The organism is Sporosarcina sp. ACRSL (assembly GCF_022346605.1).
Taxonomy (GTDB): domain Bacteria; phylum Bacillota; class Bacilli; order Bacillales_A; family Planococcaceae; genus Sporosarcina.
Window position 1 is genome coordinate 278,104 of sequence record NZ_JAKRNT010000003.1, and the last position, 15,146, is coordinate 293,249.

At 41.3% G+C, this 15,146-nt stretch carries 16 protein-coding genes; 7 read left to right on the forward strand and 9 right to left on the reverse strand.

Features of this window, described 5'->3' with window-relative positions; translation table 11 throughout:
• Window positions 1-74 precede the first annotated feature (74 nt).
• The 5 genes from MHZ92_RS06610 to MHZ92_RS06630 all read left to right on the forward strand — a co-directional run bounded on the left by MHZ92_RS06610 (window position 75) and on the right by MHZ92_RS06630 (window position 4,341).
• A complete protein-coding gene (locus MHZ92_RS06610; RefSeq protein WP_239430794.1) occupies window positions 75-1,529 on the forward strand; it encodes an Msr family ABC-F type ribosomal protection protein in 1,455 nt (484 codons plus the stop codon).
• Between the two features lie 111 nt (window positions 1,530-1,640).
• Window positions 1,641-2,009, forward strand: coding sequence for a glyoxalase superfamily protein (locus MHZ92_RS06615; RefSeq protein WP_370644638.1), 369 nt, complete (start codon window positions 1,641-1,643; stop codon window positions 2,007-2,009).
• Between the two features lie 16 nt (window positions 2,010-2,025).
• Window positions 2,026-2,538, forward strand: coding sequence for a methylated-DNA--[protein]-cysteine S-methyltransferase (locus MHZ92_RS06620; RefSeq protein WP_239430796.1), 513 nt, complete (start codon window positions 2,026-2,028; stop codon window positions 2,536-2,538).
• 198 nt (window positions 2,539-2,736) lie between these two features.
• The gene (locus MHZ92_RS06625; protein WP_239430797.1) at window positions 2,737-3,687 is read left to right on the forward strand and encodes a ring-cleaving dioxygenase; all 951 of its coding nucleotides are present in this window, start codon (window positions 2,737-2,739) and stop codon (window positions 3,685-3,687) included.
• A gap of 111 nt (window positions 3,688-3,798) precedes the next feature.
• Entirely contained in the window at window positions 3,799-4,341 is a 543-nt protein-coding gene (locus MHZ92_RS06630; RefSeq protein ID WP_239430798.1) for an NADPH-dependent FMN reductase, read from the forward strand.
• 56 nt (window positions 4,342-4,397) lie between these two features.
• Here the strand turns inward: MHZ92_RS06630 and MHZ92_RS06635 are convergent, their stop codons facing one another.
• From MHZ92_RS06635 to MHZ92_RS06645, 3 genes are all read right to left on the reverse strand, one after another.
• Window positions 4,398-5,135 (reverse strand): pirin family protein, encoded by a 738-nt coding sequence (locus MHZ92_RS06635; protein WP_239430799.1) that lies wholly within the window; start codon window positions 5,133-5,135, stop codon window positions 4,398-4,400.
• 66 nt (window positions 5,136-5,201) lie between these two features.
• Window positions 5,202-6,131 carry a DsbA family oxidoreductase gene (locus MHZ92_RS06640; RefSeq protein ID WP_239430800.1) on the reverse strand — a complete coding sequence of 310 codons (930 nt, stop codon included), beginning with the start codon at window positions 6,129-6,131 and terminating at the stop codon, window positions 5,202-5,204.
• A 19-nt stretch (window positions 6,132-6,150) separates the two neighbouring features.
• A complete protein-coding gene (locus MHZ92_RS06645) occupies window positions 6,151-6,483 on the reverse strand; it encodes a winged helix-turn-helix transcriptional regulator (RefSeq protein ID WP_239430801.1) in 333 nt (110 codons plus the stop codon).
• Between the two features lie 270 nt (window positions 6,484-6,753).
• Between MHZ92_RS06645 and MHZ92_RS06650 the strand changes: the two genes are divergently transcribed.
• On the forward strand, window positions 6,754-7,692 hold the full coding sequence (locus MHZ92_RS06650) for a ring-cleaving dioxygenase (RefSeq protein WP_239430802.1): 939 nt from the start codon (window positions 6,754-6,756) through the stop codon (window positions 7,690-7,692).
• A gap of 151 nt (window positions 7,693-7,843) precedes the next feature.
• Window positions 7,844-9,340: a methyl-accepting chemotaxis protein gene (locus MHZ92_RS21495; RefSeq protein ID WP_304649570.1), complete on the forward strand. Its 1,497-nt coding sequence runs from the start codon at window positions 7,844-7,846 to the stop codon at window positions 9,338-9,340.
• Between the two features lie 228 nt (window positions 9,341-9,568).
• On the opposite strand, the gene MHZ92_RS06665 is transcribed toward MHZ92_RS21495, so the two are convergent.
• From MHZ92_RS06665 to MHZ92_RS06690, 6 genes are all read right to left on the reverse strand, one after another.
• The gene (locus tag MHZ92_RS06665; RefSeq protein WP_239430803.1) at window positions 9,569-9,970 is read right to left on the reverse strand and encodes a DoxX family protein; all 402 of its coding nucleotides are present in this window, start codon (window positions 9,968-9,970) and stop codon (window positions 9,569-9,571) included.
• 147 nt (window positions 9,971-10,117) lie between these two features.
• Window positions 10,118-10,729 carry a flavin reductase family protein gene (locus MHZ92_RS06670; protein ID WP_239430804.1) on the reverse strand — a complete coding sequence of 204 codons (612 nt, stop codon included), beginning with the start codon at window positions 10,727-10,729 and terminating at the stop codon, window positions 10,118-10,120.
• 97 nt (window positions 10,730-10,826) lie between these two features.
• On the reverse strand, window positions 10,827-11,282 hold the full coding sequence (locus MHZ92_RS06675) for a MarR family winged helix-turn-helix transcriptional regulator (protein WP_239430805.1): 456 nt from the start codon (window positions 11,280-11,282) through the stop codon (window positions 10,827-10,829).
• 158 nt (window positions 11,283-11,440) lie between these two features.
• Window positions 11,441-12,490, reverse strand: coding sequence for an ureidoglycolate dehydrogenase (gene allD / locus MHZ92_RS06680; protein WP_239430806.1), 1,050 nt, complete (start codon window positions 12,488-12,490; stop codon window positions 11,441-11,443).
• A gap of 55 nt (window positions 12,491-12,545) precedes the next feature.
• Window positions 12,546-13,778 carry an allantoate deiminase gene (allC, locus tag MHZ92_RS06685; protein ID WP_239430807.1) on the reverse strand — a complete coding sequence of 411 codons (1,233 nt, stop codon included), beginning with the start codon at window positions 13,776-13,778 and terminating at the stop codon, window positions 12,546-12,548.
• 67 nt (window positions 13,779-13,845) lie between these two features.
• Window positions 13,846-15,123, reverse strand: coding sequence for an MFS transporter (locus tag MHZ92_RS06690; protein WP_239430808.1), 1,278 nt, complete (start codon window positions 15,121-15,123; stop codon window positions 13,846-13,848).
• Window positions 15,124-15,146 lie beyond the last annotated feature (23 nt).

The window sequence follows — 15,146 nt, forward strand, 5'->3', positions numbered from 1 at the left end:
TACGAGCTTAATACACTAAGCTCGTATCGATTCCAGCTATCGATACGAAATCAAAAATTTCGGAGGTAGCGAAAATGGAACAAGTTTGTTTTGAATTGAATCATGTTGAAATGACTTATTTGGATAAAGAAATACTGAAGATAGAGCGACTCGCTGTTCATCAATTTGACCGTATCGGAATCGTCGGGAAAAACGGTGCTGGAAAAAGCACTCTTCTTAAATTACTTACCGGCGATATCCAACCGACTAGCGGAAAAGTGACGCGTCATGTGGAGTGCGGTTATTTCAAACAGCTCGAGCCTTCCGCGTCTACAGAAGCGGATCATGCACTGCTCGGCAGATTAGCCGTCCCATCTGATTCTGATCATCTTAGTGGAGGAGAGCAAACAAGGCTGAAGCTTGCACAGTTATTTACGCATTATCATGAAGCCCTGTTAATCGACGAACCGACTACCCATTTAGATCGTGACGGCATTTCATTTTTATTGGATGAACTTCGCTACTATTACGGAGCTCTCGTCCTCATCAGTCATGATCGATCCGTATTGGATGAGCTTGTGACGACGATTTGGGAAGTGCATGAAGGTGAAGTGCATGTCTATGCGGGAAATTATAGCGACTATAAACAGCAAAAAGAGCTAGAACGTGAACAGCAACGCGAAGCGCATGAACAGTTTCTTCTAGAAAAAAGACGTCTTGAACGAGCCGCACATGAAAAAATGAAAAAGGCCGAAAAAATTGCGCAAACGTCCAAAATGTCGAAGAATGATGCAAAGGCGAAACCGAATCGCATGGTTGAGACGAAATCGAAAGGCACGAGCCAAAAATCAGTGCACCGTGCAGCGAAAGCAATTGAACAGCGAATCGAAAATCTGCAAGAAGTCAAACAAGTAGTCGAAGATACACCAATCGTTTTTAGGCAATCAAAGGCATTGGAATTGCATAACAAGTTTCCGATTATGGCAGATCGGCTAACCCTTCAAGTTGGCGGGAAAATAATATTGGATGATGTAAGCTTCCAACTGCCACTTGGGAGGAAAATCGCAATTACTGGAGGGAATGGTGCAGGGAAAAGCTCATTGCTTCACCATATCTTAACGAATGGAGAAAGTCTTACCATTTCACCAAAGGCGAAAATTGGCCATTTCCAACAAATGAGCTATCAATTCCCCACTAATGAAACGGTTCTGCAATTTTTGAGAAATCGGTCTGACTATGATGAAGGTTTCTTGCGAAGCGTATTGCATGCGATGCAGTTTACGGGAACCGATCTACAGAAAAATGTAGCGTCCTTAAGCGGGGGCGAAGCGATCCGTCTCCGTCTATGCCAGTTGTTTTTAGGTGAATACAATATTTTATTACTCGATGAACCAACGAACTTTTTGGATATTCACGCACTCGATGCTTTGGAGAAGTTTATCAAGGCGTACAAAGGGACGATTGTATTCGTCTCGCATGATCAAACATTCATCGAGAATGTCGCAGACGTGAAGTATATGATCGATTCGCAAAACATGAAATTAGTTTAAGTGAAGGCGCCCATCCAATCGTTTCTGGATGGGTTTTCATTTTTATCTTTAGTATACTTATTGATAAAGAACGTCCACAGTTGAAAAATTGTAAACATTTCGCTGACAGGAGTGCATTGTCGAATGATTACACCTATTTTCCGGATTTTTGATATCGAAAAAGCCCATGCCTTCTATTTGGATTACTTAGGTTTCCAATTGGACTGGCAGCACCAGTTTGCTGAAAATACGCCTTTGTACTTTCAAATCTCTAAGGATGGAACTGTTTTGCATTTATCCGAACATCATGGCGATGCGTCACCTGGCAGTGCAATTCGGATTAACACAGATGATTTGAGCAGCTATCATGCCGAGCTTTCCGAAAAGGAATACCGCTTTGCTAATCCGAGTATCGAGAAAACACCTTGGAATACGATAGAGTTGAGGGTTACCGATCCTTTCTCAAACAGAATTATATTTTACGAGGATTACAAGGAATAAAGAAAGGAGGTTTACAATGGAAAAGAACAATGAAAATATCGTTTACTGGATGCTGTTGAATCATGGGCAATGGAATATCTATATGGCTGCCACAACTAAGGGGCTTTGCTTTGCTAGTCCTCACAATGCCCCATTCGAGGAACTTGCCGCATGGGCGAAGAAACGACTTCCTGCTTATCAGTTGGTGGAAGATAAGTCGGTTATGCAACCTTATGCAGAGGAACTGATTGACTATATGGAAGGAAGACGGAAAGAGTTTACTATGCCACTGGACTTGCACGGTACTCCTTTTCAACAATCCGTATGGAAAGCTTTGCAGGAAATACCGTATGGACAGACCGTTTCCTATTCGGATATTGCAGATAGGATTCAAAATCCAAAATCAGTACGCGCGGTTGGAGCTGCAATCGGAGCCAATCCCCTCCTGATCACCGTCCCTTGTCATCGAGTCATCGGGAAAAATGGCAACTTGACCGGTTTTCGGGGTGGTTTGGAAATGAAGAAGCAATTGTTGGCATTGGAACAATAAATAAGACACCCACTAATTCGAGTTCATACTCTTAGTGGGTTTTTCTATTTAACAACCAAGCTCACTCTTTGACGGTCTAAATGATGCTATGTTATATTTACCTTGAATTCGAGATTATTCTATTCAAGATAAAAGAATATAAAGCTAACTCCCCTTCGTATTTAGGTAAGCATCTCACTACTAATAGGAGGATACTCAATGAGCCAAATTGCAGGTCATCATCATATTTCAATGATTACAAAGAACGCCACTGACAATCTTCATTTTTATGAAGAGATTTTAGGATTACGCCTCGTTAAAAAGACGGTAAACCAAGAAGACACGAAAATGTATCACCTCTTCTACGGAGATGTAACAGGAAGTCCAGGCACCGAATTAACGTTTTTTGAAATCCCGAATGCCGGGCGCACACATCGGGGAACAAATGCAATTACGAAAATTGGTATGTTTATTCCATCGAAAGAAAGTCTACACTACTGGCGTAATCGATTGAATGAACATCAGATCTTTCAGAGCGACATTACAACTTACGCAGGTCGTGAGGCAATTCATTTTGAAGATCCCGACGGACTCAATTTAGTTTTGTTAAATGGTGAGAAAGATACATTCCCAGATTTTTGGACAGCTTGGCCTGATTCGCCTGTCCCTGAGGAGCATCGCATATTAGGTATGGGTCCGGTAGAAATGACTGTTCAAAATGCGAGCAGCTTAGCTTCTACACTAGAAAACATTTTCGGCTATCAGCAAGTGAAGCTTGCAGGGAAAGGTCTGCTTTATCAATCTACAGAAGGTCATGCCTTTGGGGAAATTTTAATTGTTGAGCAAGAAGGACCTGTTCAAAAACCAGGTAAAGGCAGCGTCCACCATTTAGCAATCCGAGTCAAGGATGGTGATGACCTTCGCTACTGGGCAAAACGGATTCAAGACTATGGCTATGAAGTTCTTTATATGAAGGACCGCTTTTACTTTGAAAGCTTATATTTTCAAGACGAAAACGGTATTATGTTCGAGCTGGCAACGGATGGACCTGGATTCACAGTGGACTCCTCTATTGAAATCTTAGGGACAAAGCTTGATCTGCCTCCTTTTTTAGAGCCAAAACGTGAAGAAATCGAGCGCCATTTAAAGCCGATTAGGAGAACCCGTTAATGACGATAGCTTCTAAGCAGAACTATTGACGGAACATATTGGGCGTGTTATTATTATCTCGAATTAAAGATAAATTAATTCAAGTAATCTATACAACAGGAGGAACGAATAATGACAAATTTAAACATCGGTATTATTTTAGGTTCAACTCGTGAAGGACGTGTGAGCCCACAAGTTGGTGCTTGGGTAAAAGAATTGGCAGACAAACGCGGAGACGCTAACTATACAGTAATCGACATTGCAGATTACAAATTGCCATTGCTTGGTGAGCCAGGAAGCGATGCTTCAGGCGCAGCTGCATGGTCTGAAATCGTTGGCAAACAAGACGGATTCGTCTTCATCGTTCAGGAATACAACCACTCTATTACAGGAGCTCTTAAAAATGCTCTAGACTTCCTACGTGAAGAATGGAACAACAAAGCAGCAGGTATCGTATCATACGGTTCAGTAGGCGGCGCTCGTGCAGCAGAACATCTACGCGGTATCCTAGGTGAACTATCTGTAGCGGACGTTCGTGTACACCCTGCTCTATCCCTATTCACTGACTTTGAAAACGGTACAGATTTCAAACCAGCTGAAGTTCAAGCTAATTCTGTAAACCAAATGCTAGACCAAGTGATCCCTTGGGCAACAGCTTTGAAAACAATTCGCTAATTTCACCCTAAACAGATACCCCCCCACTTCTGAGGAAGTGGGGGGGTGTTTTTTATTCATTTCTGTAAGCCACTAATCGTCCCTTCCATAGACATCGGAGCGTTCATATCGACAAAAAATAAGACAATTGTTGTGTCGATCTTCGCGAGGAGAGGCGGAAGTGGATTGACGATATCCGTTACAGCTTCTTGTTTACGAATGTTCATATTTTGAATCTCAATCTCACCGTTCATGACGTATAGGAAAGGTGTAAGTCCATCATACATCGGGATTTCCAACTGTTCCCCCGCTTTCGGATGAGCGTCCAAAATATACACGTTTTGCCGAATATGTAGTGGTGCATCACTTCCTTCAGGACCGGCCATCACATACCAATCGCGATTATCCTCTGGTTTATGATGAAACTGAATGTCCGGGGAAAGATCCGTTTCATTCGGTCGGACGAAGATTTGAAGCATTTCCACTTCATCCTCCGTTACTTTTTCCTCGTGCCAGAAACCTTTTCCTGCATTCATCATCATTAACTTCCCCCGAGCGAAAGGGGCTTCAAATCCTACGGAGTCTTTATGGTGCATAACCCCCGACCAGACATAGCTAAGAATTTCATCGTTCACGTGTTCATGCATTTTAATCGTCAACCCTTTTTTCATGACCGCATGATCAATAATGGCCAAAGGTCCGAATCCGGTGTCAGTCGATTCCGTACCGATAATATCGCCTGGTTGAACTCGCGTAATGCTAAAAGGTCCTCTGAACGGCTGCGCGTGATTTCCGTTTTTAAGCTTCTGCAACATACGAACTCCTCCTAATACAACAAAACCGACTTTCCAAAGAAAGCCGATTCTGTCGCAGTTATTGCATTATTTCACTTGTACGTACGTCTCCCCGAGGAGTGTTTTGCTTTCATAGGAATCTGTCGTCAACTTTTCCTCGATAAACACATCTACCTCATGTTGCTCTATCGAATAATATTCTTCAATTTCGCGTGAGAACAACAGCTTTTCTTTTTGGAGCAACTGCTGCAGTTCAGGCAATTTTTTCGGTTGCACTGTTTCTTCTGGAAGTAGCTGTTGAAGTGCATTCTTGTAATCCTCTAATGAACGGGCACCGACAATGCGGGCACCTTTTTGCTCTTCATTCACCATGACGATTGTCGGGAATCCGCGGACGCCCAATTGGCGGACGAGTTGGAAGTCTTCGTACAATGAAGTATTTGCTTCCGTCGTCTTCGATTGTTTGACGATTTCTTCCCCATTCAATCCAACTTGATTGACAATGTCGATCAAAACATCGTCTTGTGCAATGTTTTTATTGAAGGCAAATAACTCTTCCCTTGCACGGCGTAAAAATGTGTTAGCAAGCTCTGGACTTTTTTCTTGAACTACTTTATAGACACGGGACGGGATGAATGATGACTCGATTGGGTTATCGTACCAAACCGTTCCGTCGATTGGCATGCGCGAATGTTCCCCAACTTCTCTCCAATGTCCAGCAACGTCTGCAGGACCATTTATTCCGTTTGCAGGATCGACAGGGCCGTCTCCCCATTTCTCGAGCAATCCACCCATCAGCGTATGCATGTTGAAGTATTGACCGTATTGATCGACGAATTTGCGGAGGACTGGCTCCAATGCCCAGCAATGCGAACAGATCGGATCCGTTACATAATAGAGATCAATTGTTTTTTTCGGTGCTGAAAAATCGATGAACTCCGTTGAATTCGTGCTGTCTCCCGCAGGACCGCATACCCCTGTTTCTAAATCACAAATCATATTGTTTTTCGTTTCCATTTCTATTCCCCTTTTCTTTTCATGATTGTTCGGGCAAGTCAAGATCAATGTTTTGTTGTGCCCACGTTTGGATCGGTTGAAGAGCGATAGCTAGTTTTTGCCCTTTTTCGGACAGATGATATGAAATATTGACGGGCGTCTCCGATGTCACTTTTTTAATGACTAAGTCGTGTTTGGCAAGCTCAGTCAATTTCATAGAGAGTGAACGTGGAGTAATATCGTTCAAGTCCCGCTTCATGTCGGAAAAATGAGCAGTGAAATCTGGGCAGTTGGATAAGTAATGAATAATGAGCCCATTCCAACGTCTGCCTAGAATTTCAAAGCATGATTCTAAATAGGGACATACTTTCATAAAGATCACCTCCAACGATTACATTCAGTATATACAAGTATAAAAAATATATCAAGTATAAAAATTATTGATTATGAATTTCAATGATTGTAACGATAAAACTTGGGGAAATATGATAATATGCCGTGTCTAATCAAAGTAGTTTGTTTTTAGTTTGACGGTATAAACAACTTATGGTATATTTATCTTGAATTCAAGATTATTGGATTCGAGATAAAATTATTTTGTATTTGGAATTAAAGACATTCAAAAATAAAGGAGTAGTAAAAAATGAAAAAACAGACTACCGGTATTCACCATATCACTGCTATCGTAGGACACCCTCAAGAAAATATCGATTTCTATGCAGGCGTACTTGGCTTACGCCTCGTGAAACAAACGGTGAACTTCGATGATCCGGGCACATATCATTTATATTTTGGCAATGAAGGCGGCCGCCCTGGATCAATCATCACATTCTTCCCTTGGGCAAATGCTTATCAAGGACGTATTGGCGACGGTCAAGTCGGTGTAACGACATATGCCATTCCTGAAGGCACCTTAAATTATTGGGTTGAACGACTTGATAAATTCGACATTTCTTTCACGACAGCGGAGCGATTCGGTGAAAAGGTTGTGCAGTTCGACGATCCACATGGCTTACATCTTGAATTAGTAGAACGCGCAGAAGGTCCAACGAATAATTGGACGTTCGGTGATGTAACTCCTGATGTAGCAATTAAAGGATTTGCGGGTGCCACACTATATTCAAGTAATCCCGAAGAAACAAAAGCTACTTTACTGAACGTCATGGGATTAAAAGAAGTCTCAACAGAACGCAATTATACCCGTTTTAAAGCAAGCTCCGACATTGGCAATACAATCGATTTGAAGATGGTAGCAGGGGCTCGTGGCACAATGGGGGTTGGTACAGTTCATCATATTGCATGGCGTGCAAATGACGATAAAGATCACGTAGAGTGGCAAAAACACGCTCAAGAAAATGGCCAACTTGTAACTGAAGTAAAAGACCGTAATTATTTCAATGCGATTTACTTCCGTGAAGCTGGTGAAATTCTTTTTGAAATCGCAACAGATCCTCCAGGGTTCGCACATGATGAAACAGAAGAAACGATGGGTAGTGAATTGAAGCTGCCTGCTCAATACGAGCAATTCCGTGATCGACTGGAAAGCTCCCTCATCCCGATTGAAGTACGTTCTTTAGACTAATGTAACAGAATGCGGGTGGGTTGGAGCTATCCTTCCCCACCCAAACCACGCAATAAATGCAACAGGCTAATTGGATAGCAGATACCCAATTAGCCTGTTTTTTTTGAGCAAAATTTTTACTAGATTAACATAGTAGTAGGGGGTAAGAGCAATGATATTTCAGCGAAAAAAGAATATGTACGAATTCGAAGCTTTTCAAGATACTGCAAAACAACTCATTGAAAATGATGTCCTTCGTTTTCCACAAACAGAGCATATTATTTTAAACGAATCGTTACGCACGATCGAACAAACTTATGCGGACAAGCAAGTGAAAACAAATCATCAATTAGCAGAACTTGAGTTTTTAAAAGATACGCTTTCCATCGGCTATTGGGATATGGATATCAAAAATGACGATTTGTATAATCATACAAACAAAATGCGGATGGACGCCTCTTTTGAGCAAGTATTACAATATACAAAATCAGAAAAAGATGAGTGTGATTATACAACTTATATAGCACGTATCCACCCAGATGATGCTCACGTTTTAACCGAGGCCGTTGCACAATATATGAAAGAATGCGATGTTAAGCAAAACTATGAGTGCTTTTATCGATTACGTGTAGCAAAAGGCTATCGATGGATGCATCATTTTGGTAATATTGAGCATCTGAAAGAACAAGGAATCAAACGAATGAACGCCTTCATTCTTGATGTACACGACCAATATATCCGTGATGAAGAATTAAAATTCTTTAATGTTCGTTACGGGTTGATCCATTCCATTTTGACAGAAGCTCCGTGGGATATGGTCATTGACCGAAATTCCAATGAATTTTTCTCCAGAGATAATCAGTATTGGTGGTCCGATCAATACCGTAAAGTTCTTGGCTTTACTGATGAACAGGACTTTCCGAATATACTTGAATCATGGACAAACTTACTTCACCCAGATGATGTAGAGCTTGCCCAACAAGATATGATTGATTATTTAAGTGATTATAGCGGTAAAAGTGAATACCATTCTACTTTCCGTATGAAAAATAAGGAAGGCATTTACAGCTGGTTCCAAAGTGAGGGAAAAGCGCTACGTGATGAAACAGGCTTCCCTATTCGTGTAGCCGGTACAATCCGCAATATTCAAGAGCAGAAAATGAAAGAGCAAATGGCAAATGAATTAGAAAAGAGAGTGATTGATCTTACAAGTTCAATCGCGGAGATGGTAGTAGGGATCACAGCCATTAACTCACAAGCGCAGGACGTAGCCCATATGCAGGAGGAATCAAATCAGGCTGCATTACAATTGCAAGATGCTGCCCATGAGACAAAAACCATTTCCGAATTCATTCGTGGAATTGCAGACGAAACGAATTTACTTGGATTGAATGCAGCCATTGAAGCCGCTCGTGTCGGTGAACAAGGGAAAGGTTTTGGTGTCGTAGCTGAGCAAGTACGGTCTCTCGCAAATAATTCAAAAGACGCCACAACTTCAATAGAAAACAGTTTGAAAAACATGGACATCTCTATCCAACAAATACTAGAGCAAATGAATCAGTTATCAGATTTAGTGCAATCTCAGGCAGCACTAACAGAACAAGTAAATGCTTCCGTAGAGAATATTAATCAGATGGGCGAGAGAATCGTTCAGTTTACAAAGCAGTAATGTCCAGTACCAAGTCCGCTGGACGTACGTAAGGGGCTGTTGGAAGAGAACAAATAGTGCCGCGACAGCTTACTTTGGACGTATATCCCCCAATTAACAGAAAGAGCCATCAGAAAAGTCAATGTTAGACTTTCATGATGGCTCTTTTCTAGTTGAATTATCTTATTGGTTCCCTTATATAACCCATTGTTCCAATCATGAAAACCAAGGGGCTCTTAGCATTAGATGTTAAGAATTCTTTGCTTCTCTTCCCTTAAATATTAATTGATCGAGAGCATATAACTTACTACCATTCATGACGATGTGCACTGCAAGGACTAATAATACCAAATCGAAAACATAACCATTTAGAAAGCCAGCTGGTAAATTTACTGTAAAAATTGCTCCAACCATTATAATACCGAATAGCAAAGATACAATTCTTGTCCCTAAACCGAGGATAATTGCAATACCACCTACCAATTCAATCGCCCCTACTGCATAAGCAAGGAATCCTGGAATGCCAATACTTTCAAACCAGGCTGCTGTATTTCCAATACCACCTTGAAACTTAGCAAATCCGTTTGCTGCAAAAACAAGCCCTAGCATAATACGTAGTAATAGTTTTCCTACTTCATTTTTGTTTGACATTAAATATTTCCTCCGATTTATACTATATTTATCTCCAAATCAAATAGTATCATTTCATATATCTTTATTTCAAGATAAATGTTCGTGTTATATTGTTGTATTTTTTACCAACAATATAACACGTTATTTTGTAATATTATAAATGAACTATTCAGGTCGTTCGATTTCAAAAATCTCACCGATTTTAGCATAATTAGCACCTGCTAAGCGGCTGACGGCAGCTAATCCCCTCGGATCAATTCTTCCATCGTCGTAGAGTTCCTTTTCGATATGAAATTGAACGATCCTTCCTATAATAAGGTCACTGCCGACAGACTCCACTCCGCTCAATTCTAGGGATTGCTCTAACACACATTCCATCCGAATTTTTGCTTCTTTCACCCCGGGAACCGAAATATTGACACTCTCAATCGGAGTCAATCCTGCTAACTGAACTTCACTTTGACTCGGAGGCAAACTTGCAGCTGTTTTATTGACCTTTTCAACGTTTTGTTCGTCAACAATATGAACGACAAATTCCTTATTCGCTAGTATATTTCTAGCTGTGTCCTTCTGCTTTCCTCCAGACCGTTGTATCGATAACGAAATCATCGGGGGATTAGAAGATACGATATTGAAATAACTAAAAGGGGCGCCGTTTAAAATGCAGCCATCCTCAGACAAAGAGGTCACAAAAGCAATCGGTCTTGGTACGATACTTCCGATTAGCAATTTGTAATTCTCCCGTTCCGTATTGTTGCTCGGATCAATTGATAACATGGGATCACACCTTTCCATTGAGTAATCAAAGCACTCACCTAATCAAGACAATCATCTCGAATTAATAAATCATGAATTCAAGATATAAGTTAAAAAATCAGATGTTTTTTGCATAGTACCCCAACTTCTTTAACTGTTCGATGAGAACTTCTTTTTCGTTTACATCCAATCCGCCACATATTTTTCGCAGGGCAGCTTTATGTTTCGGGAAGACTTCATTCATCAGCTCAGTTCCTTCATTTGTGATTGCTGCGTACGTCACCCGACGATCTTCGGAACATGGTTTTCTCACGATTAAATTTTTCTTTTCGAGCTTATCTATGACATAGGTAATACTGCTACTCGCAATCAACACTTTTTCACCGATTTTTTGTATTGGTTGATCACCTTTACTATAAATTAATTCCAGAACGGAAAACTCAGTTGGATTAAGGCCTAAACATTTTATATCCTCTTCCACAAGCTTTTTAATGGATTGCAGTGCTTTGGATAGGACGACAAATATCTTTAAGGACAGTTCTTCTTCATAATACTCATCCACTTGACGATTCATGATAACTACCCCTCTTTCAAATTATCTCGAATTCGAGGTAATTATATAGCACCAATTTGAATCTGTCAACAGATGTGAGTACGAAGCCTTCGCTACTTTCTCTCCGTTTTTCATTGTCACGATGTAATGTTTTTATGACCCTTTCAATCTTTGGAAAATTATTTCGCGAATGGATCTTTGTTTTCATACTTATTGAAGTGCACAACATCCGACTCTAAATAACGATACACGTCGTCGACAATTTCGATCCCTTCCACTTTAGCTTGTTGTTCAGCAATCGTCGTGTTTTGACCAGGATAATATACCTGTTCAAATCCTGGCGCTGGTTTAATATTATTTAAATCGCTCATCGTTTTAGAGATGTTTTCTCTGAATGTCTCGATGTTAGAGAAGAACGCTGGGTTGATTACAATATGAAGTTGACCTAAATTACGCCCTTCACTTAAATCATGGTACATCGAGGAGACTTTGTTCCCGAATGGCAATCCGAGTAAAATACCCGACAAAACGTCCACCATCATCATAAGGCCATAGCCTTTCGGTCCTGCGATCGGGAGTAAAGCATTCACTTTGAACGGATCTGTTGTCGGCTCTCCATTTTTATCCACCGCCCATGTGTCCGGAATGGATTCATTCTTCGAACGCGCATGAAGAATTTTCCCCCACGCTTGGACTGTAGTCGCCATGTCAAAAATGATCATATCATCGCCTTTACCCGGAGCGGCAAATGCAATCGGATTTGTTCCGTAGTACGGCTCCACGCCACCGAAAGGAACCACCATCGGATCCGATTGAACAACAGAAAGACCAATCAAACCTTCTTTGGCAGCCTGTTGGACATAGTATGAAAGAGCCCCACTGTGGCTGATCTTTCTTACGCCAACAACCGCAATTCCATTCTCTTTCGCCATCTCGACTGCATGATCCATCGCTTTTTTAGCTGCTACATGTCCAACCCCATTATCTCCATCGAATATTGCTGTGCTCGGTCCCGTCTTTTCGAATGTGAAATTAGGATTTGTCGTGATTCCACCTTTCGCGATTCGTTCGGCGTAATAATCCACCCTCATCGCACCATGAGAATGAATACCCCGAAGGTCTGCATGCACTAGTACGTCGGCTACCCCTTCCGCATGTTCTTCTGAAAGACCGGCTTTATGCAATTTCGCTGTAATTAATTTCTTCAATTCTTTTTCCGTTGTTTTCATATCTTCATCTCCTATATTTTTTTATCATTAAGTTCAATCATAGCTTCCGCTGGTTTTACTCCTCGTATGCCAACGCATATAAAGAGTTAATCAATGCTTTGACCCCGACTGCCAATTCCTCTGGGCTCGTATATTCCAACGGATTATGGCTGATGCCCCCGCGGCTTGGCACGAAAATCATCGCTGTCGGCACAACCGGCGCAATGATTTGGGAATCGTGGCCTGCACCGCTATGCATCATTTTATAATTGAAGCCATTTTCTTTCGTTTGTTTCTCGATGGCGTCAACGACTTGTTGATCCATCGGAATCGGATCCTCATCCATCCACATATCGACATTCGTCTCGACGCCGGACTCAGTGGCAATTCTGTTGATAATCGTAGTAAGTTCGTCCGTGAACTTTATAAGGACCTCTTTTTCTGTATGCCGAACGTCCAATGTGAATAACGCATGTCCAGGAACAACGTTGACGATGCTCGGTTTGACTTCGATTTTCCCTACCGTGGCAACAAGAGGATCACCATATTCTTTTGCCTTTGTAATGATGTCTTGGATCATTTGACTCGCTGCGAATAAAGCATCTTTACGATATCCCATCGGTGTTGTACCCGCATGATTCGCTACACCTTTTACATCAACAGTAAAACGTCTTTGGCCGACAATGCTATGGACAACCCCAATGTCTTTCCCTTCGTTTTCTAAAACATTCCCTTGCTCGATATGAATTTCAACAAAGCCTTTTATATCATTACGCATCGATTTTGACTCATCCCTAAAATCAAAGCCCGCTTCTCTCATCGCGTCGACGAAAGGAACGCCATCAAAGTCCTCAATGCTTTCAACGTCCTCTTTTTTCGCGATACCTACAAGGTTTTTAGAACCCCAGAAAGCGTAAGGAAAACGGCTTCCTTCTTCTTCGGCAAACGACACGACTTCAAGATTACGGAGAGGCTGGCCAAATTTTGCTTTTAAATAGCGAAGAGCCAAAATACCAGCTAAAATTCCGTATGCCCCGTCCAATTTACCTCCATTTTTCACTGTATCTACATGAGAGCCAGTTAAAATAGTTTCATCATTATACTTACTTCCTTCTAACCGTCCAAATAGATTACCTATCTCGTCATAACGAGTCGTCAGCCCATCGTCTTGCATCAATTTTTCTAACGCTTTTTGCGCTTCAATCCACTCGTGTGTATAAAGTAACCGCGTAACACCACCTTCGGGATCTTTACCAAATTCACCTAGCCATTCTACGAGGTGATTAACTTCATGTGTTAAATCTTTCATAATCAATTATCCTTTCTATTTATGAATGAAAAAATCAAATTTCGACTAAAAAAATAGCATAGAAACTCTATTTTTGGACTCCCATCGCCTTTTCTGTTGGACCTTCTTTAAAGAACATCATTAGGACGAGCCCTACAGCTAGAACAATTACCGCTGAGTAAAACCCTGTCGCCATGCTTCCTGTCTTATCTGCAAGAAAACCAACAAACCATGGGGCGATAACCGATGACATCATTCCCATGAAATTAAAGAGACTGAAGGCAATTCCATACGCTGATTTATCAACATTTTCGGAAACAGTTGAGATGAGAATCGGATCCAGCGCAATCTTTCCAAATAAACCGTAAATCACCAATGCCGTGATCAGCAATGCAGTACTTTGAACATAGACAGTTGCCCACAATGCGACCGCAGCAATTGGAATCAGCACAAAAACGAAAGGCTTCTTCCGACCTAATCGATCCGAAATATAACTTGCGACAAGTGCCCCAGGTATTGAAGCCAATGGGACCAATGCCGAGATTAAACCAACTTGACTGCCTTCGAAGCCTCTTTCAGTCTCCAAAAACTTCGGCAACCATGTAACCACAACGGTAAAACCGTAAATGGAAGAAAATAAGACTAGAAAGGTAATCAACAGATTGCGGTTTTTAAGTAAAGATAAAACCGAAACTTTTTCTCCTTTATTTGACGACTTCTCTAGTTGTTCACTTTGTTTAGATGCCGCATCCGGACCTTTTTCTTTGACTAATACTGCAATCAAAATTCCGACAAGAACCGTCAGCACACCAAAGATATAAAACGGAACGCTCCAACTCATTCCCTTATCTAACACCAATGTGCTCGACAAGATAAAACCGAAAGCAATCCCTATCCCTGACCCACTGTTAATAATTGCACTGCCAACAGTTCTATGTTTTTCTGGAATTGCTTCAGATGATAAGGCAAATTGGGGACCATAATAAGTTGCTGAAGAAATTCCCGCAATCGCACGAGCCACCAAAAAGCCTGTGAAACCAGCCATGAGCCCACTTACGCCTGTCAAAATCCCATATAAAATAAACCCGATGACAAGCAGCTTTTTCCTACCGAATTTATCACTGAAAGCTCCCGCTGGAATTTGGGCAATTGTATACGTCAGGAAGAATATACTATTGACCAATCCTAGTTGGGTGTTGTTGAGGCTATACTCTAAGCCAATCTCCCCTAAAATAGGATTCAAAAAATATTTATTGGCATTGATAAACATCCAACCTAACGTGAACGCGAATACTGCTTTCCACCAATATGGAATCATAAATTTCTTATTCTGTTGCATTTGAGGTTGTGTCTCCCTTGGTGTCATTAAAAACCACCTACCCTTTCATA

Excerpts from the sequence above, each read along its gene's own strand:
- MHZ92_RS06645 (WP_239430801.1), bottom strand. The coding sequence starts at position 6,483 with ATGAAAGTATGTCCCTATTTAGAATCATGCTTTGAAATTCTAGGCAGA.
- MHZ92_RS06620 (WP_239430796.1), top strand. The coding sequence starts at position 2,026 with ATGGAAAAGAACAATGAAAATATCGTTTACTGGATGCTGTTGAATCAT.
- MHZ92_RS06625 (WP_239430797.1), top strand. The coding sequence starts at position 2,737 with ATGAGCCAAATTGCAGGTCATCATCATATTTCAATGATTACAAAGAAC.
- allC (WP_239430807.1), bottom strand. The coding sequence starts at position 13,778 with ATGAAAGATTTAACACATGAAGTTAATCACCTCGTAGAATGGCTAGGT.
- MHZ92_RS06690 (WP_239430808.1), bottom strand. The coding sequence starts at position 15,123 with ATGACACCAAGGGAGACACAACCTCAAATGCAACAGAATAAGAAATTT.
- MHZ92_RS06650 (WP_239430802.1), top strand. The coding sequence starts at position 6,754 with ATGAAAAAACAGACTACCGGTATTCACCATATCACTGCTATCGTAGGA.
- MHZ92_RS06675 (WP_239430805.1), bottom strand. The coding sequence starts at position 11,282 with ATGAATCGTCAAGTGGATGAGTATTATGAAGAAGAACTGTCCTTAAAG.
- MHZ92_RS06640 (WP_239430800.1), bottom strand. The coding sequence starts at position 6,131 with ATGGAAACGAAAAACAATATGATTTGTGATTTAGAAACAGGGGTATGC.
- MHZ92_RS06610 (WP_239430794.1), top strand. The coding sequence starts at position 75 with ATGGAACAAGTTTGTTTTGAATTGAATCATGTTGAAATGACTTATTTG.
- MHZ92_RS06630 (WP_239430798.1), top strand. The coding sequence starts at position 3,799 with ATGACAAATTTAAACATCGGTATTATTTTAGGTTCAACTCGTGAAGGA.
- MHZ92_RS06665 (WP_239430803.1), bottom strand. The coding sequence starts at position 9,970 with ATGTCAAACAAAAATGAAGTAGGAAAACTATTACTACGTATTATGCTA.
- MHZ92_RS06670 (WP_239430804.1), bottom strand. The coding sequence starts at position 10,729 with ATGTTATCAATTGATCCGAGCAACAATACGGAACGGGAGAATTACAAA.
- allD (WP_239430806.1), bottom strand. The coding sequence starts at position 12,490 with ATGAAAACAACGGAAAAAGAATTGAAGAAATTAATTACAGCGAAATTG.
- MHZ92_RS06635 (WP_239430799.1), bottom strand. The coding sequence starts at position 5,135 with ATGTTGCAGAAGCTTAAAAACGGAAATCACGCGCAGCCGTTCAGAGGA.
- MHZ92_RS21495 (WP_304649570.1), top strand. The coding sequence starts at position 7,844 with ATGATATTTCAGCGAAAAAAGAATATGTACGAATTCGAAGCTTTTCAA.